The organism is Cupriavidus cauae (assembly GCF_026210475.1).
Classification (GTDB): domain Bacteria; phylum Pseudomonadota; class Gammaproteobacteria; order Burkholderiales; family Burkholderiaceae; genus Cupriavidus; species Cupriavidus cauae.
The window spans coordinates 671,018-693,064 of the sequence record NZ_CP080293.1 but is presented as its reverse complement, the minus strand read 5'-3'; the positions used below and the strand labels follow the sequence as shown (position 1 = coordinate 693,064).

The 22,047-nt window shown below is 67.8% G+C and carries 14 protein-coding genes; all 14 read left to right on the top strand.

The window, feature by feature from the left end; genetic code table 11:
• The 14 genes from KZ686_RS03180 (at nt 1) to KZ686_RS03115 (ending at nt 22,013) form a co-directional block, all read left to right on the top strand.
• Nucleotides 1-543 carry a F0F1 ATP synthase subunit delta gene (locus tag KZ686_RS03180; protein WP_053822841.1) on the top strand — a complete coding sequence of 181 codons (543 nt, stop codon included), beginning with the start codon at nt 1-3 and terminating at the stop codon, nt 541-543.
• Nucleotides 544-584: 41 nt separating this feature from the next.
• Nucleotides 585-2,126 carry a F0F1 ATP synthase subunit alpha gene (atpA, locus tag KZ686_RS03175; protein WP_149317480.1) on the top strand — a complete coding sequence of 514 codons (1,542 nt, stop codon included), beginning with the start codon at nt 585-587 and terminating at the stop codon, nt 2,124-2,126.
• 84 nt (nt 2,127-2,210) lie between these two features.
• Nucleotides 2,211-3,086, top strand: coding sequence for a F0F1 ATP synthase subunit gamma (atpG, locus tag KZ686_RS03170; protein ID WP_149317481.1), 876 nt, complete (start codon nt 2,211-2,213; stop codon nt 3,084-3,086).
• 45 nt (nt 3,087-3,131) lie between these two features.
• Entirely contained in the window at nt 3,132-4,535 is a 1,404-nt protein-coding gene (gene atpD / locus KZ686_RS03165) for a F0F1 ATP synthase subunit beta (protein ID WP_023264072.1), read from the top strand.
• Nucleotides 4,536-4,622: 87 nt separating this feature from the next.
• Nucleotides 4,623-5,039, top strand: a complete 417-nt coding sequence (locus tag KZ686_RS03160) for a F0F1 ATP synthase subunit epsilon (protein ID WP_149317482.1) — start codon at nt 4,623-4,625, stop codon at nt 5,037-5,039.
• A 694-nt stretch (nt 5,040-5,733) separates the two neighbouring features.
• The gene (locus KZ686_RS03155) at nt 5,734-6,159 is read left to right on the top strand and encodes a CoA-binding protein (protein ID WP_226107809.1); all 426 of its coding nucleotides are present in this window, start codon (nt 5,734-5,736) and stop codon (nt 6,157-6,159) included.
• Nucleotides 6,160-6,238: 79 nt separating this feature from the next.
• Nucleotides 6,239-7,201, top strand: coding sequence for an alpha/beta hydrolase (locus KZ686_RS03150; protein WP_265632991.1), 963 nt, complete (start codon nt 6,239-6,241; stop codon nt 7,199-7,201).
• 184 nt (nt 7,202-7,385) lie between these two features.
• Nucleotides 7,386-8,486, top strand: a complete 1,101-nt coding sequence (gene hemE, locus KZ686_RS03145; RefSeq protein ID WP_265632990.1) for a uroporphyrinogen decarboxylase — start codon at nt 7,386-7,388, stop codon at nt 8,484-8,486.
• A 518-nt stretch (nt 8,487-9,004) separates the two neighbouring features.
• Entirely contained in the window at nt 9,005-11,650 is a 2,646-nt protein-coding gene (locus tag KZ686_RS03140; protein ID WP_265632989.1) for a primosomal protein N', read from the top strand.
• Between the two features lie 245 nt (nt 11,651-11,895).
• Nucleotides 11,896-15,885 (top strand): trifunctional transcriptional regulator/proline dehydrogenase/L-glutamate gamma-semialdehyde dehydrogenase, encoded by a 3,990-nt coding sequence (putA, locus tag KZ686_RS03135; RefSeq protein WP_265632988.1) that lies wholly within the window; start codon nt 11,896-11,898, stop codon nt 15,883-15,885.
• A gap of 206 nt (nt 15,886-16,091) precedes the next feature.
• Complete coding sequence (locus KZ686_RS03130; protein ID WP_149317487.1) at nt 16,092-17,243, top strand: branched-chain amino acid ABC transporter substrate-binding protein; 1,152 nt, start codon at nt 16,092-16,094, stop codon at nt 17,241-17,243.
• 312 nt (nt 17,244-17,555) lie between these two features.
• Nucleotides 17,556-19,484 carry a tetratricopeptide repeat protein gene (locus KZ686_RS03125; RefSeq protein WP_265632987.1) on the top strand — a complete coding sequence of 643 codons (1,929 nt, stop codon included), beginning with the start codon at nt 17,556-17,558 and terminating at the stop codon, nt 19,482-19,484.
• A gap of 190 nt (nt 19,485-19,674) precedes the next feature.
• Entirely contained in the window at nt 19,675-20,898 is a 1,224-nt protein-coding gene (locus KZ686_RS03120) for a cation:proton antiporter (protein ID WP_226107797.1), read from the top strand.
• Nucleotides 20,898-22,013: a YbdK family carboxylate-amine ligase gene (locus KZ686_RS03115; RefSeq protein WP_150082045.1), complete on the top strand. Its 1,116-nt coding sequence runs from the start codon at nt 20,898-20,900 to the stop codon at nt 22,011-22,013. Before KZ686_RS03120 ends, KZ686_RS03115 begins: the two co-directional genes overlap by 1 nt.
• Nucleotides 22,014-22,047: the final 34 nt, after the last annotated feature.

Genomic DNA, 22,047 nt, shown 5'->3' with positions numbered 1-22,047 from the left:
ATGGCAGAAACCGCAACCATTGCCCGTCCCTACGCCGAGGCGCTGTTCCGCGTCGCCAGCGAGGCCAACGCCGGCAATCTGGGTGCATGGTCCGAGCTGGTTTCGGAAATGGGGCAGGTCGCGGCCACCCCGGAGATCAAGGCGCTGGCCGACGATCCGAACGTTCCCGGCGACAAGCTGGCCGAACTGTTCCTGTCGGTGCTGAAGTCTCCGGTCAACGACGAGGCGCGCCGCTTCGTGCAGTTGCTGGTGGACAACGACCGCCTGACCGTGCTGCCGGAGATTGCCGAGCAGTTCCATGCGCTGAAGAACGCCCAAGAAGGTTCGGCCGACGTCGAAATCACCAGCGCGTTCCCGCTCGACGGCGCGCCGCTGACCGATCTGGTCGCCTCGCTCGAACGCAAGTTCGGGCGCAAGCTGGTGCCGACCGTGACGGTCGACCCCTCGCTGATCGGCGGCGTTCGCGTCAAGGTGGGCGACGAAGTGCTGGATACCTCGGTGCGCGCGCGCCTGGCCGCCATGCAAGCCGCGCTGACCGCCTGATGTGCGGACAGCCGACGGATTGAAGAATTAGGAGCATTGTGATGCAACTGAACCCCTCAGAAATCAGCGAGCTGATCAAGTCCCGCATCTCGGGCCTTGGCGCCGAAGCTGAAGTGCGCAACACCGGCACGGTGATTTCCGTGACCGATGGCATCTGCCGCGTGCACGGCCTGTCCGGCGTGATGCAGGGCGAGATGCTGGAATTCCCCGGCAACACCTTCGGCCTGGCGCTGAACCTCGAGCGCGACTCTGTCGGCGCCGTGGTGCTGGGCGACTACGAACACATCTCGGAAGGCGACCAGGTCAAGTGCACCGGCCGCATTCTGGAAGTGCCGGTGGGCAAGGAACTGCTGGGCCGCGTGGTCAACACGCTGGGCCAGCCGATCGACGGCAAGGGCCCGATCAACGCCAAGCTGACCGATGTGATCGAGAAGGTCGCCCCGGGCGTGATCGCGCGCCAGTCGGTGAGCCAGCCGGTGCAGACCGGCCTGAAGTCGATCGACGCGATGGTGCCGATCGGCCGCGGCCAGCGCGAGCTGATCATCGGCGACCGCCAGACCGGCAAGACCGCCGTCGCCGTCGACGCGATCATCAACCAGAAGGGCAAGGGCGTCTATTGCGTCTACGTGGCAATCGGCCAGAAGGCTTCGACGATCGCCAACGTGGTGCGCAAGCTGGAAGAGACCGGCGCGATGGAATACACCGTCGTGGTGGCCGCCGCCGCTTCGGACTCGGCCGCCATGCAGTACCTGGCCGCCTACGCCGGCTGCACGATGGGCGAGTACTTCCGCGACCGCGGCGAAGACGCGCTGATCGTCTATGACGACCTGACCAAGCAGGCCTGGGCCTATCGCCAGGTGTCGCTGCTGCTGCGCCGCCCGCCGGGCCGCGAAGCCTACCCGGGCGACGTGTTCTACCTGCACTCGCGCCTGCTGGAGCGCGCCGCCCGCGTCAACGCCGACTACGTCGAGAAGTTCACCAATGGCGAAGTCAAGGGCAAGACCGGTTCGCTGACCGCGCTGCCCGTGATCGAAACGCAGGCCGGCGACGTGTCCGCGTTCGTGCCGACCAACGTGATCTCGATTACCGACGGCCAGATCTTCCTGGAAACCGACCTGTTCAACGCCGGTATCCGTCCCGCGATCAACGCCGGTATCTCGGTGTCGCGCGTCGGTGGCGCTGCGCAGACCAAGGTCGTCAAGAAGCTGTCCGGCGGTATCCGTACCGACCTGGCCCAGTACCGTGAACTGGCTGCGTTCGCGCAGTTCGCCTCGGACCTGGACGATGCCACCCGCAAGCAGCTCGAGCGCGGCCGCCGCGTGATGGAACTGCTCAAGCAGCCGCAGTACCAGCCGCTGCAGGTGTGGCAGCTGGCCGCGTCGCTGTACGCCGCCAACAATGGCTTCCTCGACAACGTGGAAGTGAAGGACATCCTGCCGTTCGAAAAGGGCCTGCACGACCACCTGAAGACCAAGTACGCCGATCTCGTCAACCGTATCGAAGACACCAAGGATCTGTCGAAGGACGACGAAGCTGCCCTGCGTGCCGCGATCGAGGATTTCAAGAAGTCCGCCGCGTTCTAACCGCGTGATTCCACGGACCGCGCAACCGGCGTCGGCCTGAAAAAGGGCGACGGCCGGGCGCGCGGCACGACTGGAGAGGAAGATATGGCCGGAACGAAAGAGATTCGAACCAAGATCAAGAGCGTGCAGAACACGCGCAAGATCACCAAGGCGATGGAAATGGTCGCCGCATCCAAGATGCGCAAGGCGCAGGAGCGGATGCGTGCTGCCCGCCCGTACGCCGAGAAGGTGCGCAACATTGCCGCGCACCTGGCCACGGCCAACCCGGAGTTCAAGCATCCGTTCCTGCAGGCGCGCGACGTCAAGCGCGCCGGCTTGATCGTGGTGACGACCGACAAGGGGCTGTGCGGCGGCCTGAACACCAACGTGCTGCGCGCCGTCACCAACGAGCTGCGCGACTGGCAGAACCGCGGTGTGCAGGTGCAAACCACCGCGATCGGCACCAAGGGGATGCAGTTCCTGGGCCGCGTTGGCGCCAAGGTGGTCTCGCACGTGGTGCATCTGGGCGATACGCCGCATCTGGAAAAGCTGATCGGCGCGATCAAGGTCCAGCTCGACGCCTTCACCAATGGTGAGGTGGACGCCGTGTACCTGGCGTACACGAAGTTCGTCAACACCATGAAGCAGGAGCCGATGGTCGAGCAGCTGCTGCCGCTGTCCGCCGAGCGGATGGCGCAGACCGAAGAGGAAAAGCGCGCTTACTCGTGGGATTACATCTACGAGCCCGACGCCCAGACGGTGGTGGAAGACCTGCTGGTCCGCTACGTCGAAGCGCTGGTGTACCAAGCCGTGGCCGAGAACATGGCGTCCGAGCAGTCGGCGCGCATGGTGGCCATGAAGGCGGCGTCCGACAACGCCAAGAACGTGATTGCAGAACTGCAGCTGGACTACAACAAGACCCGCCAGGCAGCGATCACCAAGGAATTGTCGGAAATCGTCAGCGGTGCGGCAGCCGTGTAACTGACGAGACTGGGCGTCAAGAATTCAAGCTATCGGAGATACGAAATGAGTATCGGAAATATTGTGCAGTGTATTGGCGCCGTGGTGGACATCGAGTTCCCCCGCGACGCGCTGCCGAAGGTGTACGACGCGCTGGTGCTGGAAGAGAGCAACGAAGCGTCGTTCGCCGAGAAGGGCCTGACCTTCGAAGTGCAGCAGCAGCTCGGTGACGGCGTCGTCCGTACCATCGCGCTGGGCTCGTCCGACGGCCTGCGCCGCGGCATGGCGGTGAAGAACACCGGCGCGCCGATTTCGGTGCCGGTCGGTCACGGCACGCTGGGCCGCATCATGGACGTGCTGGGTCGTCCCATCGACGAAGCCGGCCCGATCGCCGCGGACGAAGTGCGCGCGATTCACCAGAAGGCCCCGCAGTTCGACGAACTGTCGCCTTCGGTGGACCTGCTCGAAACCGGCATCAAGGTGATCGACCTGGTCTGCCCGTTCGCCAAGGGCGGCAAGGTTGGCCTGTTCGGCGGCGCCGGCGTCGGCAAGACCGTCAACATGATGGAACTGATCAACAACATCGCCAAGCAGCACAGCGGCTTGTCGGTGTTCGCCGGCGTGGGCGAGCGTACCCGTGAAGGGAACGACTTCTACCACGAAATGAAGGACTCGAACGTGCTCGACAAGGTGGCCATGGTGTTCGGCCAGATGAACGAGCCGCCGGGCAACCGTCTGCGCGTGGCGCTGACCGGCCTGACGATGGCCGAGCGTTTCCGCGACGAAGGCCGCGACATCCTGTTCTTCGTCGACAACATCTACCGCTACACGCTGGCCGGTACCGAAGTGTCGGCACTGCTGGGCCGTATGCCTTCCGCCGTGGGCTATCAGCCGACGCTGGCTGAAGAAATGGGCAAGCTGCAGGAGCGCATCACGTCGACCAAGACCGGCTCGATCACCTCGATCCAGGCCGTGTACGTGCCGGCGGATGACCTGACCGACCCGTCGCCGGCTACCACCTTCCTGCACCTGGACTCGACCGTCGTGCTGTCGCGTGACATCGCCGCGCTGGGTATCTACCCCGCCGTCGATCCGCTCGACTCGACCTCGCGCCAGCTGGATCCGCAGATCGTCGGTACCGAGCACTACGAAGTGGCCCGCCGCGTCCAGCAGACGCTGCAGCGCTACAAGGAACTGCGCGACATCATCGCGATTCTGGGCATGGACGAACTGTCGCCGGAAGACAAGCTGGCGGTGGCGCGTGCACGGAAGATCCAGCGTTTCCTGTCGCAGCCCTTCCACGTCGCGGAAGTGTTCACGGGTTCGCCGGGCAAGTACGTGCCGCTGAAGGAAACCATCCGCGGCTTCAAGATGCTGGTGGACGGCGAGTGCGATCACCTGCCCGAGCAGGCGTTCTACATGGTCGGCTCGATCGACGAAGCCTTCGAGAAGGCCAAGAAGCTCCAGTAAGCCTCGCCAGGCGGCGGCGCGCCGGCACGGTTTCCGTGCGCAGGCGCGCCGCCGTTCCAAGCGAAGCGACTGGACAAAGGAATTCACATGGCAACCATTCTTGTAGACGTCGTCAGCGCGGAAGCCTCGATCTTCTCCGGCCAGGCGAAGTTCGTGGCGCTGCCGGGCGAGTCGGGTGAGCTGGGCATCCTGCCCGGGCACACGCCGCTGATCACGCGCATCCATCCGGGTGCGGTGCGGATCGAGAAGGAAGACGGCAGCGAAGAGTTCGTGTTCGTCGCCGGCGGCATTCTGGAAGTCCAGCCCAAGCACGTCACCGTGCTGGCCGACACCGCGATCCGTGGCACCGACCTCGACGAGGCCAAGGCGCAGGAAGCAAAGCGCGCCGCCGAGGAACTGCTGCAGAACCAGAGCAGCGAGTTCGACCTGGCGCGTGCGCAGAGCGAGCTGGCGGTTGCGGCCGCCCAGCTGGCGGCCATCGCCCGCCTGCGCCGGAAGAAGTAAGCAGGACCCCGTCCAGGCGTTGCTTTTTCGTCAGCGCGAAGGAAAAAGGCAGCCGCGAGGCTGCCTTTTTTCATGATGCGAGCTATGCTGTTGGCTGAAGTCAGACAAACACTGACAAAAAACTAAAAACACAAAAAAAAGCGCGCGGGCCGGGGAGGCGCCGCGCGGACGGGAAAATCCCTTCGAGGGGTCAATTCGAAGGAACGGGTTCGGTCGGGCGACGTGTAGCGTGTCCTGTTGCAGGGACAGCCTGTCTCGCAGGCTTCGCTACCGCTCGCCACAGCACCGGCATCCGATCTGGCGCATACTCGACTACTATTCGCGCCGTTTATCGGGACACCGGCAATACATTCTGCTGCTGGGCTTTCTTCAGGGCGCCTGCGGCTCTCTGGCTTGCGGCGCCGTCACAAAGTTCACAATGTGTCAAAGCATTGTGGGGGAAACTTCCCCCTATGGCAGTAACAAAGTGTATCGGTTTGCAAGTAGTTGAAAGCGAAAAGACGGCAAATTGGCCGCAATAGCCACAAAAATAGGCACACTCTGTTGGCTATCGCACGCTGGCATCGTTCTGGTGCATGACTATTTCCGTTTCGGCACTGCTCGTCGGATCACCTCGTCGGGGTTGACGCCCGGTGCGTGCACCGGCAGTGTTCCATCGCTGCGGGTGTCTTGCCCGCCTGCCAAGGAGCACTGAATGGATACCATGCAGGCCGATATCGAAGGCATGCTGAAGCTGCGCACGGTCGCCGTGGTTGGGCTGTCCGACAAGCCCGAGCGCGCGAGTCACGAGGTGGCCGCCTTCCTGCAGCGGCACGGTCACCGGATCGTCCCCATCAACCCGAACCACGCCGGCGAATCGATCCTGGGCGAGCGCTGCCATGCCTCGCTGCACGACGCCGCGCAAGTGTTGGCGGCGGAGGGCGCGCGCATCGAGTGGGTCGATATCTTCCGGCGTTCGCCCGATGTGCCGCCGGTCGTGGAGGAGGCGATCGCGATCGGTGCGCGAGGCGTCTGGCTGCAACTGGGCATCGTCAACGACGAGGCGTTGGCCCGCGCGAAGGACGCCGGGCTGATGGCGGTACAGGACCGCTGCACCAAGATCGAAACGATGCGCGGTTGAGCGGCGTCGCCGCGTATCATTCGACCCCTTCGCTTTCCGTCTTCCATCCTCACCTCCCACGAATTCGCCCAGGGACGCCATGGCCATCGACCCCGACCTGCTTGTCTACTATCGCGGACTCGCCGAGCGCTATGCCGGCGCGCCGGTGCCTGCCGATGCGCTCGAGCGGCGCGCCCGCTTCCGCGAGGTCGCGGCGCTGTCGCATCGTCCAGATCCGGAAGGGCTCGCCGTGTCCGAGTTGGCGATCGCGCTGGAAGGCAGGACGCTGAACGCACGCCTGTTCCGGCCCACCGCGGTGGCGAGGCCGCGTCTGCTGGTCTATTTCCATGGCGGCGGCTGGGTCGTCGGCTCGCACGAGACCCACCACGGCGTCGCCGCGGCTTTGGCGCTCGACACCGGCTGTGCGGTGGTCAGCGTCGACTACCGCCTCGCACCCGAGCATCCCTATCCCGCGCCCTGCGACGATGCGCTCGACGCCGTGCGATGGCTGGCGCAGCGGCGCAACGCCCTCGAAGTCGATCCGCGCTTTCTGGCGGTCGCTGGCGACAGCGCCGGCGGCCACCTGGCGGCGCAGGCCGCCGCGCTTTCCAATGCCGATACGCCGGGCCTGGTGCGCGCGCAGTTCCTGATCTATCCCGTCACCGCACCGCGGTTCGCCAGCGAGAGCTATCGCGCCTTTGCCGCCGGCCCCGGCCTGACGCGCGACGAAATGACGTGGTACTGGACGCAGCTCATCGGCGAAGCGCGGCTCGCCGACGGCACGGCAATGGACGATCCTCGCCTGCATCTGATGGCGGCGCTCCCCGGCCGCTCCACCGCGGTCCCGCCGGCGACGGTGGTGCTGGTCGCGGCGCATGACGTGCTGCGCGACGACGGCCTCGCCTACGCCGATCATCTGGTGCGCGAGGGCGCCGCCGTGATCACCATCGAGGCGAGCGGCATGACCCATGGCTTCGCCCGCCTGCAGGGCGAATCGCCGCGGGCACGGGAATGGATGCGGCGCGGCGCCCAGGCCTTCGCCCAGTTGCTGGACGAGGAATGACGCTCGACGGGATGACGCTCGACGAGATCGAGGCTGGACGAGGAGGGCGGTCTGAAAAGGAATGAGGCAGAACAAGCAATGAAGCCGGGCGCACCGGCGCGCGGAATCACCGGGGCGCCATGCCCGTAATACTGCCGGCGGCGGTGTGGCGATCCCGTAGAATGGCGGGCTGACGAGGACCACCATGACCGCACTGCAGAACGACATCTTCCTGCGCGCGCTGCGCCGCCAGCCGACCGAATACACGCCACTGTGGCTGATGCGCCAGGCCGGGCGCTATCTGCCCGAATACAACGCCACACGCGCACGGGCCGGCAGCTTCCTTGGGCTGGCCAAGAATCCGGCGTTTGCCACCGAAGTCACCCTGCAGCCGCTCGACCGCTTTCCGCTCGACGCCGCAATCCTGTTCTCGGACATCCTGACCGTACCCGACGCGATGGGCCTCGGCCTGTCGTTTGCCCAGGGCGAAGGCCCGCGCTTCGCGCGGCCGCTGCGCACCGAGGCCGATGTCGCCAGGCTGGCGGCGCCGGATATGGGCGAACTGCAGTACGTGTTCGATGCGGTCGCGTCGATCCGGCGTGCCCTGGTACAGGACGGACGCCAGCGCGTGCCGCTGATCGGCTTCTCCGGCAGCCCCTGGACGCTGGCCTGCTATATGGTCGAAGGCGGCGGCTCGGACGACTTCCGGCTGGTCAAGGGCATGATGTACGCCCGCCCGGACCTGATGCACCGGATCCTGGAGATCAATGCGCAGGCCGTGTCCGCCTATCTGAACGCGCAGATCGAGGCGGGCGCCCAGGCCGTGATGCTGTTCGATACCTGGGGCGGCACGCTGGCCGACGGCATGTACCAGCGCTTTTCGCTCGACTACATGCGCAAGGTCATCGCGGGCCTGCGCCGCGAGCATCAGGGCGAGAACGTGCCGGTGATCGTCTTTACCAAGGGCGGCGGCCTGTGGCTGGAGCAGCTGGCCGACAGCGGCGCCGATGCCATCGGCCTGGACTGGACGGTCAATCTGGCCGCCGCGCGCCGGCGTACCGGAGGCCGCGTGGCCCTGCAGGGCAATCTGGACCCGACCGTGCTGTTCGCCGACGAGGCCGGCATCCGCGAACAGGCCCGCAGGGTGCTGGACGATTACGCGGCCGGCGGCGGCAGCGATGGCCACGTCTTCAACCTCGGACATGGAATCTCGCAATTCACGCCGCCCGAGAGCGTAACGGTGCTGGTCGACGAAGTGCACCGCCACAGCCGTGCGCTGCGGGAGCGCGACGGCGCCCAGGCATAGGCCCGCGCACGCCGGTGCCGGTGCGTCTGCGCTGCCGAATCGTGTGCATGCGGGGCGCCATCGTGGCGCTTCGACGATGAATCGGTGCCTGTCAAGGCTTGACTTATGCACACAAATGGGCTTTCCGCAGTGCACGACGGGGTTATCACTTAACACAATCGGGGGATATTGCTAAGTCATTGATTTTTAATGGCTTGACAGCAGGCGCTGGAGCATGGTCATGGTCCCGAAAGCCTTGTTTCGCGCGCCTTTACGGCAAGTTGGCCCGAGTTTTCAACAAAGTTATCCACAGGCGATGTGGAGAGAGGGGAAAACTGGTCATCTATCATCGACTTAGCCCCACATTTGAAGTTTTACTTTAAGTTGATGCTGCACCGCACCCAACGACCGGCACGCCGTCCTCGTACTCCCGGCCTCGCCCCGCCGATGCAGAGTCTTGGCAACGAAGTGTCGTGTATGGTGCACACTTCGGTGCCGGCGGAATTTACCGGCCGTCCTCGCCCCCGCCCCCGCTGATCGTGTCGTCCCCGTCCTCATCCCTGGCAAGCCCGCCGCTGCAGAACGAAGTCGGCGGCGCTGCGTCGCCGCTGGTGCAGATCGCGCTGGACACGCCCGCAGACGACCGCTTCGATTATCTGAACGCCGAGCTCGACGGCAGGCACGTCCGTCCGGGCGAGCTCGTTGCCGTGCCGTTCGGCCGGCGCGAGATGGTGGGGGTCGCGATTGCGGGTACCGATCGCAGCGAGGTGCCCGCCGACCGGCTGCGTCCGATATCGCAGCGGCTGGGCTGGCTGCCGCCGCTCAATGCGCACTGGCTGGCGCTGGCCTCTTTTGCGGCCGCCTATTACCACCGGCGTCTGGGCGAGGTGATCCTGCCCGCCTTGCCGCCCGGTTTGCGCGACGCGCAGGCCTGGCCCCGGCTGGCGGCGCGCGCGCGCACCGAGCGGTTCCGGCTGCGCGAGGGCTGCGCCGAGGCGCTGCTGGCCGCGGTGCCGCCGCGCGCCCGCTCCGTTGGCGCGCTGGCCAAGGCGCTGGTCGATGCCGGCTCGCAGGGGCAGTGGCTGACCCGGCAGGCCGCGCGCCTGCTGTGCACCGCCGCGCCGGCGCCGCTGGCGCAATGGGTCGAGGCGGGTTGGGTCGACTGCGAGACGGTGGACCGGCCGCTGCTGACCGCCGCCGAGCCCGGCGGATCCGATGAATCCGCTGATCCCTGCGAGCCCGGCATCCTCAGCCACGACGGCGGCCCCCGCCACTCCGGCGGACCCGGCGGACCCGGCGCACCCGGCGAGCCCCGCGGACCCGGCGGACCCGGCGCACCCGGCGAGCCCCGCGGACCCGGCGAACCCGGCGAACCCGGCGAACCCGGCGGACCCGGCGGACCCGGCGGACCCGGCGGACCCGGCGGACCCGGCGGACCCGGCGAACCCGGCGAACCCGGCGACTCGGGCCCCGGTCGCGGTGGCGACCGCCGCGATCCGGCCGATCCTGCCGCAACGGCCGAATCGACGGCCGCAGTACGTCCCCCCACACCCGCCCTGCACCCGGAACAGCGTCAGGCCGTCGACGCCATCGCCGCCGCGATCGGCTTCGCCCCCTTCCTGCTGCACGGCGTCACCGGCAGCGGCAAGACCGAGGTCTATCTGCACGCGATCGCGGCCGCACTGGCGCGCGATCCCGCGGCCCAGGTGCTGATGCTGGTGCCCGAAATCAATCTGACACCGCAGCTGCAGGCGCGCATCGCCGCACGCTTCCCGGCGGCGCCACTGGCCGTCCTGCACAGCGGCATGGCCGATCAGGAGCGCACGCTGCACTGGCTGGCGGCCCATCGCGGCGAAGCGCGTATCGTGCTGGGCACACGGATGGCGGTGATGGCGTCGCTGCCGACGCTGGCGCTGATCGTGGTCGACGAGGAGCACGACACCTCGTACAAGCAGCAGGAGGGCCTGCGCTACTCGGCCCGCGATCTGGCGGTCTGGCGCGCCAAGCAGCTCGGCATCCCGGTGGTGCTCGGCTCGGCCACGCCGTCGATGGAATCCTGGTGGCGCGCCGAGCAGGGGGCCTACCGCAAGCTGGTGCTGCGCGAACGGGCCCAGGCCGACGCGGTGCTGCCGACCGTGCGGCTGGTCGACCTGAATCACGAGCGGCAGCGCCAGCGGCCGCTCTACGAGGGCCTGTCGGCGCCGCTGCTGCAGGCGATCGAGGCGCGCCTGGCCCGCGGCGAGCAAAGCCTGCTGTTCCTGAACCGGCGCGGCTATGCGCCGGTGATCGCCTGCGACAGCTGCGGCTGGCTGTCCGGCTGTCCACGCTGCTCCGCGTACCTGGTGCTGCATCGCCCCGAGCGCTGCCTGCGCTGCCATCACTGCGGGCTCGAGGCCCGCATCCCGCACCACTGCCCCGACTGCGGCAACGTCGACATCGCGCCGCTGGGCCGCGGCACGCAGCGGATCGAGGAGGCGCTGGCCGCGCGCTTCCCGCAGGCCCGCATTGCCCGGATCGACGCCGATTCGACCCGCCGCAAGGGCAGTGCGCAAGCGATGTTCGACGAGGTCCACGCCGGCGAGGTCGACATCCTGGTCGGCACCCAGATGATCGCCAAGGGCCACGACTTCCAGCGCGTGACGCTGGTCGGTATCGTCCATCCCGACGCGGCGATGTTCAGCCACGATTTCCGCGCGGCCGAGCACCTGTTCGCGTCGCTGATGCAGGTGTCGGGCCGCGCCGGCCGCGCCGGCCTGGCGGGCGAGGTGCTGATCCAGACCCGCTATCCGGATGCCCCGGCGCTGCAGGCGCTGGTACGCCACGACTACGACGGCTTTGCGGCCACGCAGCTGCGCGAACGGCGCCAGGCCGGGCTGCCGCCCTTCGTCCATCAGGTACTGGTGACGGCCGAACATGGGCAGTTGCAACGGGCCCTGGACTTCCTGCATGCCGCCCGCGAGCGGGCCGACGGCATGGTGCTGGGCGCCGAGGTGCAACTGCACGACCCGGTACCGATGTCGATGGTGCGAATCGCCAACCGGGAGCGCGCCCAGATGCTGATCGAAAGCGGATCGCGCATGGCACTGCAACGCTTTGTCGGAGAGTGGACGCAAACTTTCAGTGAAGTCGGGACGAGCGTCAAAGGAGTACGCTGGCAGCTGGAGATCGACCCGTTGCGGATCTGACCACGGGCGCACCAAGCCCGCCATCGCCTCTCGGCACACCGGCGGTGCAACCGCATGGAGCCGGTGCCTTCATGGCAGTTGCACCTAGTGGGTTATACCAAGTTGCACCCTGGCTTTCTCCGGGAGTATGATCGCGCCAATTTGCATCACATCGCGCGACTTCCGCACGACCGTCCGGGCTCCATTGAGCGACCCACGGCGGGCGATTGAGAGGCGGCAAGCGCGTTCCTCGGAGATCTCCTCGCATGGCCACCACCACCCTCGGCGTCAAGCTCGACGACGCCTCCCGCGACCGCCTGAAGCGCGTTGCCCAGTCGATCGACCGCACGCCCCACTGGCTGATCAAGCAGGCGATCTTCTCCTACCTGGAGCAGATCGAGCGCGGACAGGCGCCGCACGAGGCGAACGGCAGCGGCCAGCCCGACGCGGACGGGGCCGACACGCTCGACGCGGTGGCCGGCGAGGGCGCGCCACAGCCCTTCCTCGAATTTGCCCAGAGCATCCAGCCGCAGTCGGTGCTGCGCGCGGCGATTACCTCCGCCTACCGCCGGCCCGAAACCGAATGCGTGCCGGTGCTGCTGGAGCAGGCCCGCCTGCCGCAGCAGCAGGCCGACGCCGCGCTGGCGATGGCAAAGAAGCTGGCCCTGAACCTGCGCCAGCAGAAGGGCGGCAGCGGCCGCGAAGGGCTGGTGCAGGGGCTGATCCAGGAATTCTCGCTGTCGTCGCAGGAAGGCGTGGCGCTGATGTGCCTGGCCGAGGCGCTGCTGCGCATTCCCGACAAGGCCACCCGCGACGCGCTGATCCGCGACAAGATCAGCGGCGCCAACTGGCAGTCGCACCTCGGCCAGAGCCCGTCGCTGTTCGTCAACGCCGCCACCTGGGGCCTGCTGGTCACCGGCAAGCTGGTCTCGACCCATAACGAGGCCGGCCTGACCCGCGCGCTGACGCGCATCATCGGCAAGGGCGGCGAGCCGCTGATCCGCAAGGGCGTCGACATGGCGATGCGCCTGATGGGCGAGCAGTTCGTCACCGGCGAGACCATCTCCGAGGCGCTGGCGAACGCGCGCAAGTACGAGGCCCAGGGCTTCCGCTACTCGTACGACATGCTGGGCGAGGCCGCGATGACAGAGGCCGACGCGCAGCGCTATCTGGCCTCCTACGAGCAGGCCATTCACGCGATCGGCCAGGCCTCGCGCGGCCGCGGCATCTACGAGGGCCCGGGCATCTCGATCAAGCTGTCGGCGCTGCATCCGCGATACAGCCGCGCCCAGCACGAGCGCGTGCTCGGCGAGCTGTACGGGCGCCTGAAGTCGCTGACGCTGCTGGCCCGCCAGTACGACATCGGCATCAACATCGACGCCGAGGAGGCCGACCGGCTGGAAATCTCGCTGGACCTGCTGGAACGGCTCTGCTTCGAGCCCGAGCTGGCCGGGTGGAACGGCATCGGCTTCGTCGTGCAGGGGTACCAGAAGCGTTGCCCGTTCGTGATCGACTACCTGATCGACCTGGCGCGCCGCAGCCGCCATCGCCTGATGATCCGGCTGGTCAAGGGCGCCTACTGGGACAGCGAGATCAAGCGCGCCCAGGTCGACGGCCTGGAGGGTTACCCGGTCTACACGCGCAAGGTCTACACCGATGTGTCGTACCTCGCCTGCGCGCGCAAGCTGCTGTCGGTGCCGGACGCGATCTATCCGCAGTTCGCCACCCACAACGCGCACACGCTGGCCGCGATCTACCAGATCGCCGGCCATAGCTACTACCCCGGACAGTACGAATTCCAGTGCCTGCACGGCATGGGCGAGCCGCTGTACGACCAGGTGGTCGGCCCGGTGGCCGAGGGCAAGCTGAACCGGCCGTGCCGGATCTACGCGCCGGTCGGCACGCACGAGACGCTGCTGGCCTACCTGGTGCGGCGCCTGCTGGAGAACGGCGCTAACACCTCGTTCGTCAACCGCATTGCCGACGACACCATCTCGCTGGACGAGCTGGTCGCCGACCCGGTCGCGCAGGTCGAACGGATGCACAAGGAAGAGGGCACGCTTGGCCTGCCGCATCCGCGCATTCCGATGCCGCGCGGCCTGTACGGCAAGGCACGCGCCAATTCGGCGGGCCTCGATCTGTCGAACGAACATCGCCTGGCCTCGCTGTCGTCGGCGCTGCTGCACGGCGCGACCGAGCGCCTGAGCGCCGAGCCGATGCTGGGCGTCGACCCCGTGGGCGGCGGCGACACTGCGCCGGTGCTCAATCCCGCCGACCATCGCGATGTGGTGGGGCAGGTCACCGAGGCCAGCGCGGCCGATGTCGAGGCCGCGCTGCAGGCCGCGGTCAATGCCGCGCCGATCTGGCAGGCCACGCCGCCCGAGGTCCGCGCCGCCGCGCTGGAGCGCGCCGCCGACCTGATGGAAGCGCAGATGCAGGCGCTGATGGGCGTGATCATGCGCGAGGCCGGCAAGACGTTCTCGAACGCCATCGCCGAGGTCCGCGAGGCGGTCGACTTCCTGCGCTACTACGCGGTGCAGGTGCGCGAGCATTTCTCCAACGACTCGCATCGCCCGCTGGGTCCGGTGGTCTGCATCAGCCCGTGGAACTTCCCGCTGGCGATCTTCACCGGCCAGGTCGCCGCGGCGCTGGCCGCCGGCAACACGGTGCTGGCCAAGCCCGCGGAGCAAACCCCGCTGATCGCGGCGCAGGCGGTGCGCCTGCTGCGCGAGGCCGGCGTGCCGGCCGGCGCGGTGCAGCTGCTGCCCGGCCGTGGCGAGACCGTCGGCGCGTCGCTGGTCGGTGATGCGCGCGTCAAGGGCGTGATGTTCACCGGCTCGACCGAGGTCGCCCGCCTGCTGCAGCGTAATCTGGCCGGCCGCCTCGATGCCGCCGGCCGCCCGGTGCCGCTGATCGCCGAGACCGGCGGCCAGAACGCGATGATCGTCGATTCGTCGGCGCTGGCCGAGCAGGTGGTCGCCGATGTCGTGAGCTCGGCGTTCGATTCGGCCGGCCAGCGCTGCTCCGCGCTGCGCGTGCTGTGCCTGCAGGAGGATGTGGCCGACCGCGTGCTGGAGATGCTCAAGGGCGCGATGGCCGAGCTGACGATGGCCAACCCGGATCGCCTGTCGACCGACGTCGGTCCGGTGATCGACGAGGAGGCGCGCGCCGGCATCGTCAAGCATATCGAGGCGATGCGCGCCAAGGGCCGTCGCGTGCATCAGGCCGATGCCAACGCGGCGCTGTCGCCGTCGTGCCGCCATGGCACCTTCGTGCCGCCGACGCTGATCGAACTGAACCATATCGGCGAACTGCAGCGCGAGGTGTTCGGCCCGGTGCTGCACGTGGTGCGCTACCAGCGTTCGCGCCTGGATGCGCTGCTCGACCAGATCAATGCCACCGGCTACGGCCTGACGATGGGTGTGCACACCCGCATCGACGAAACGATCGAGCACATCGTGTCGCGCGCCCATGTCGGCAACCTCTACGTCAACCGCAATATCGTCGGCGCGGTGGTCGGCGTGCAGCCGTTCGGCGGCGAGGGCCTGTCAGGCACCGGCCCGAAGGCCGGCGGTCCGCTCTATCTGCACCGCCTGCTGTCGACCTGCCCGCAGGACGCCTTCGTCGCCGTGGCACGTGCGGCCGCGGCGGCCGACGCGCCGGCTGCGGAGCCGCGTGCGGCCCTGCGCCCCGAGGCCCAGGCCGCCTTCGATGCCTTCCGCCAGTGGGCGGCATCGGACACAGCCCCGGCGCCGGCGCTGGTGGAGCAGTGTGACCGCTTTGCCGCGGCCTCGACCTCGGGCATGACGGTGACGCTGCCCGGCCCGACCGGCGAGCGCAATACCTACACGCTGCTGCCGCGCGACACCGTGCTGTGCCTGGCGCCGAACGAGGCCGACCTGGCCACGCAGCTGGCGGCGGTGCTGGCGGTCGGTGCCGGCGCGTTGTGCCCGGACGCCGAGCCCGCGCGGACCCTGTATGCGCGGCTGCCGAAGGCAGTACAATCGCGCGTCCGCCTGGTTGCCGACTGGAGCGCGGCCGACGTCGCCTTCGACGCGGTGCTGCACCACGGCGACTCGGACCAGCTGCGGGCCGTGTGCGAACAGGTCGCGCAGCGGCCCGGTCCGATCGTCGGCGTGCAGGGGCTGGGCCACGGCGACACCGGCATCGCGCTGGAGCGTCTGCTGATGGAGCGCTCGCTGTCGGTCAATACCGCGGCGGCCGGCGGCAACGCGAGCCTGATGACGATCGGCTGACCGCGGGGACCGACGGCAACGACAACGATTGACCGCCCGAGCCGGTCCGACGTATCGGTCGGACGTCCGGGTTGGGCGCCAGACAGGCGCAGGTGCGGCGGCGATCCCGCCCTCGCTGCGCCACCGAGAAAGCGTGGTCCGCAGGGGCGGGCCGAACGCTTCCAAGAGTGCAGTGAACCGGCCTACAGGCTACCCAAGGAGAACGGATGAACACGACCTTCCACAAGACGGCGCTGACCGTCGCACTGACGATCGCCGGCCTGACCGCGGCGTCCGCCGCGTTCGCACAGGCGCAGGAAATCAAGCTCGGCTTTGCCGCGCCGATGACCGGCGGTCAGGCGCAGTACGGCAAGGACATGCAGAACGGCGTGGTGCTGGCGATCGAGCAGATGAACGCCACCAAGCCCAAGATCGGCGGCAAGGAAGTCAAGTTCGTGCTGCTGTCCGAGGACGACCAGGCCGATCCGAAGACCGGCTCGGTGGTGGCGCAGAAGCTGGTCGACAACGGCATCCAGGGCATGCTCGGCCATTTCAACTCGGGCACCAGCATCCCGGCCTCGATGGTCTACAACCGCGCCGGCATCGCGCAGATCGCGATGGCGACCGCGCCCGAATACACCCGCCAAGGCTTCAAGACCACCTTCCGCATGATGACCTCCGACACCCAGCAGGGTTCGGTGCTCGGCAACTACGTGGTCAAGAAGCTCGGCGCGAAGAACATCGCCATCGTCGATGACCGTACCGCCTACGGCCAGGGCCTGGCCGACGAGTTCGAGAAGGCCGCCAAGGCCGCCGGCGGCAAGATCGTGCGCCGCGAGTTCACCAACGACAAGGCGGTGGACTTCAAGGCCGTGCTGACCAACATCAAGCGCAGCAACCCGGACATCATCTTCTTCGGCGGCGCCGAGACGCAGTCCGCGCCGATGGCCAAGCAGATCAAGGAACTGGGCCTGAAGTCGCCGCTGGTGTCGGGCGAGATGTCCAAGACCGACAACTTCCTGAAGCTGGCCGGTCCCGCCGCGGAAGGCACGGTGGTGTCGCTGGCCGGCCTGCCGCTGGAGCAGATGCCGGGCGGCGCCAAGTATGCGCAGGACTACGAGAAGCGTTTCAAGAGCAAGGTCCAGACCTACTCGCCGTATGCCTACGACGGCGCCACCGCGCTGATGACGGCGATGGTCAAGGCCGGCTCGGCCGATCCGGCGCGCTATCTGCCGGTGCTGGCGGCGACCAACATGCCGGGCGTCACCACCAAGACGCTGGCGTACGACGCGCGCGGCGACCTGAAGGACGGCGGCATCACCGTCTACAAGGTCGTGGGCGGCAAGTGGACCGTGCTGGAAACGCTGGGCGGCAAGTAAGCCCGGGTTTTCCACAGCGGGTCGACATTGGGTCCACTGTCCCGGAATTCCACAGTTCCACAGTTCCACAGTTGGCCTGTGGCCCGGAACGCCACCCCTCGGGGTGGCGTTTTCTTTGGCCGCCGCATCACCACCGCATCACCACCGCATGGGCCGCGGCGTCGGCCGCCGGCTTGACCACCAACGCGGCGGCATCCGGCCGGCTCGACCCGCTTCCACGGCCTTGCCTCCCGCGTGGCGCATAATCGCGGTCTTGCCGTTTCCTCGCTATCCCAGTTGTCTCTCTTTGCCCATCACCCTGAAGGAGTACCCGTGTCCGCGCAGCCAGTCAGCTACGACCACGCCATCGAGCTTGCCACGCACGAGCGCTACGACGAAGCGCTGGCGGTGATCGACGCGTTGGCGCGCCAGCGGCCCGAGGTCGTCGATTACGAGGCGCTGCGCGCCCGGTTGCTGTTTGACAAGGGCGAGCCCGAGCAGGCGCTGGCCGCGCTCGAGGCGGCGCTGTCCCGCCTGCCCGAGCTGCCGCTGCATCCCGCGCACCGCTGGGCCTCGCGCGGCGTGCTGGCGCATCGCTACGGCATGCTGCTGATGAACCAGCAGCGTTTCGCCGAGGCGCTGCCCTGGCTGGAAGAGGCGGCCCGGCGCAACGGGCTGGCTACCGGCGAATGGAGCGCGCAGCTGCATGCGGGGCTGGCGCACTATCGGCTGGGCCAGTTCGCCGAGGCCGGCCGCTATTGGTACGACCTGCTGTATCGCGCGCCGGACCTGGGTGCACACGACATCCTGAGCCTGGCGGCCGCGCACGTGCAGGGCGCCGAGTCCGAGGGACAGCGCGCCGAACCGATGCTGCGGCTGTGCCTGGCCCGCATCGGCCTGGACAATGCCGATCTGCTGGAGATGAGCGAGGAGCAGGGCGACGCGCTGGCCGCGCAGCAGGCGCATATGGTGCTGGCCGAGAACCCGGACCATCCGCACGCGCGCCGCATCCTCGCGCCGCTGCGGCTGCGGGCCGGCGATCTCGCCGGTGCGCGCGACGACCTGGCGGTCTACCAGCGCCAGGTGCCGGACCCGAAGGCGCAGATACGCGAGCTCGAGTGGCGCCATCAGGGCGGCGAGGCCGAGCCCTGGCGCGACTTCGTGCTGACCGACGCGGCCACCGACGCGCATGGCTACTACCTTGCCGGGCTGGCGCTGGCCGACTTCATCGAGCGCGTGCCGGCGGCGGCGGAAGCGCTGCGGCCACAGCTGCTGCGCGCCTGGCAAACGGGCCTGGCCCGCTTCGAGCAGTATTTCGCCACCGGGGAAGGCGGCTACGATGACGCCGACTCGCATATCTATTCGCTGCTGTGCGACCGGCTGGCGCGCCGGCTCGATCTCGACGATGCCGCGCAGCGCGACGAACGCATCGCGCTGCATGAGAAGGGCATTGCCGTCAGCGATTTCATCGAGCACTGGCTCGATCTGCTGGCCTGCCACGACGCCGCCGGACGCCATCAGCGGGTGGTCGAGATCGCCGGCGAAGTGCTGAACCGCTATCCGCTGGATCGCCATGCGGGCCACGTGACCTGGGTGTTCAGCCGGCTGATCCACGCCTGGAAGGCGATCGGCGGCAGCGAGGCGATCGGCGCGGCGCGGGCCGCGATCGCCCATATGGAGGCGCGGCTTGACGCGCTGCCGGTCGAGGAACGCAGCGAGGCGGCGCTGTCGATGGCCCATGCGCGCACGCATTTCGCCACGCTGCTGGGGAATTCGGCCGGATCGATGGAAGCGCGCGAACGCGCGCTGGCGCTGGACGAGATCGAGGCCCTGCAGGCGCGCGCGGTGGTGGTCGAGGACGCCTGGGTCTACGACGCCTTTGGCCGCATCTGGCGCGGCCTGGCCGACAACGAGCGCGCCTTGCCGCTGTTCGAGCGCGCCATCGCGCTGACCGAGGGCGATGCCGAGGACCAGGCCGCGGCGCGGCTGCAGCGCGGGCTGATCCGGCTCGACGCGCAGCAATACGGCGAGGCGCTGACCGACTTCCATGCCGCCTTCGCGGTGCGCGACGACTGGGAGGCCGACGTGCATCTGCATGCGGCGCAGGCCGCGCTGGGTCTGGCCAGGCGCGAGGAGGCGCGCGATCTGTTCCTGCAGGCCCGCGCGCGCGGGGCCGCGCAAGGGCGTACCCGCGCGTTGTATGCGAAGGTCGAAAACGCACTGAAGGCCACGCGGCCGGCGTGGAAACTGTGGGGCGTCTAAGCCTGAGGTGCGGGCCGCGCGCGTGAGTGTGGACGCGCCGGAGACGCGCCGGAGACGCGATGGAGACGCGATGGAGACGCGATGGAGACGCGATGGAGACGCGATCCGATAGCGCGTCGGCGGAAACCTCAGCAAAACTCGTGCCTTGTCGGACAAACCCGGACACGGGTTCAAAGGCCCTTCCGTTAGGATGTCACCCATGAATGGATTGAGCCAACTATTTCCGACCTGGCCGCTCGCACCCAGCGGGCTGTTCTGGGTCGGCCTCGCGCTGGTAGGCGCGGGCCTTGCCGGCGAAATTTGCCGGATGTATCTGAGATTGCCGCGTATCGTCGGTTATGCCGCCACCGGCCTGCTGGCCGGCACGCTGGGCCGCCCCATCGTCGATCAGACGATGATTGCGCAGACCCGCATCCTGATCGACATGGCGCTGGCGCTGGCCCTGTTCGAACTCGGCCATCGCCTGTCGCTGGTCTGGCTGCGGGCCAATCGCTGGCTGCTGTTTACCAGTGCCTCGGAGAGCCTGCTGACCTGGGGCCTCGTCACCGCGGTGCTGCAATGGATCGGCGTGAGCCCGACCGTCGCCATCCTCGCCGGCGGCATCGCGGTCAGCACGTCGCCGTCGATCGTGCTGCAGCTGAAGAACGAATTGCGTGCCGAAGGCCAGGTCACCGAACGGCTGATGGCGATGACCGCCCTCAACAGCATGTATGCCGCGGTAATCGTGCAGCTGGCGACCGGCTGGCTGCATTCGGAATACGGCAATCTGGGCGCGGCGCTGCTGCATCCGCTGTATCTGCTGGTCGGCTCGTGCCTGCTGGCGTGGCTCGTCGGCAAGCTGAGCCAGGCGGTCTATGCGCGGATGCCGGCCGACGATCAGTACAGCTTTCTGGTGCTGGTCGGCATCGTGCTGTTCACGCTGGCGCTGACGCGGCTGCTGAAGCTGTCGATGCCGTTGACGCTGCTGCTGGCTGGCGTCGTCTTCAAGCATCAGGACAATCAGCCGCGCGTGTGGCCCGCGCACTTCGGCAGCGCCGGTACGCTGCTGATCATCGTGATGGTGGTGTCGCTGGGGCTGCCGGTGACCGTGCGCGACTGGTCCATCGCCGGCGTCGCCGCGATCGTGCTGGTGCTGCTGCGGCATCTGGCCAAGCTCGGCGGCGTGGTGTCGCTGGGTTCGTTCTCGGGCCTGAGCATCCGGCAGTGCGTGGCGCTTGGCGTGGCGCTGGGGCCGATGTCGGGTCTGGCTTACCTGCTGATGAGCGATGTGGCGCGGCTCTATCCTGAAACCGGGGAAATGCTCAACGCGATCGTGCTGTGCGCGCTGGCGATCGAGCAGATCGCGGCGCCGGTATTGGCCGCATGGGCACTTCGCTATGCCGGCGAGGTCAGAGGCAATGGAGGAGGGCGCTGATGTCACTCGAACCGTTCAAGCAATCCGAGGCGCTGACCTTCGGCGTCGAGCTGGAAATGCAGCTGGTCAATCGCCATGACTACGATCTGGCGCCGTTCGCGCCCGATCTGCTGCGGCTGCTGAAGGGCGCCCAGCATGCCGGCGATATCAAGCCGGAGATCAGTCCGTCGATGATCGAGATCAGCACCGGCATCTGCCATGACTACGCGCAGGCGCTGTCCGAGTTGACGACGATGCGCGACCTGATGGTCGAGGCCTCGCATTCGCTGAACCTGGGCATCTGCGGCGGCGGCACGCATCCGTTCCAGCAGTGGGCCGATCGCACCATCTCCGACTCGCCGCGCTACCAGTACATCTCCGAACTGTACGGCTACCTGGCCAAGCAGTTCACCGTATTCGGCCAGCACGTGCATATCGGCTGCCCGACCGCGGACGATTCGCTGTTCCTGCTGCATGCGATCGGCCGCTACGTGCCGCACTTCATTGCGCTGGCGGCGTCGTCGCCGTATGTGCAGGGCGTCGATACCGGCTTCGCTTCCGCGCGACTGAATTCGGTCGCTGCCTTCCCGATGAGCGGCCGCGCGCCCTTCATGCTGACCTGGGACGCCTTCACCGCGTACTTCGAGAAGATGCGCAAGACGGGCGTGATCGAGAGCATGAAGGACTTCTACTGGGATATTCGCCCCAAGCCGGAATTCGGCACCATCGAAGTCCGCGTCATGGACACGCCGCTGACGGTCGCGCGCGCCTGCGACATTGCGGCCTATATCCAGGCGCTGGCGCGCTATCTGCTGCTGTCGCGTCCCTTCATGCCGGAAGAGGACGACTACCTGGTCTATACCTTCAACCGCTTCCAGGCCTGCCGCTTCGGACTCGACGGCGAATACGTGCATCCGAACGAACTGACGCGGATGCCGATCGCCGACCATATCCTGTCGATCTGCGACGTGCTGGTGCCGCACGCCGAAGCGCTCGGTTCGCTGGAGGCGCTGGCCAATATTCGCATGCTGGCCGCCAGCCGCAGCGGCGACGCCGAATGGGCGCGCCAGGTCGATGCCGATACGCGCAGTCTGCGTGAGGCGGTGCGGCAGAGCTGCGAGCGCTGGGCAGGGTAAGAGAGTCCTTGTGCCGGGGCGCGCCGCTGCGATC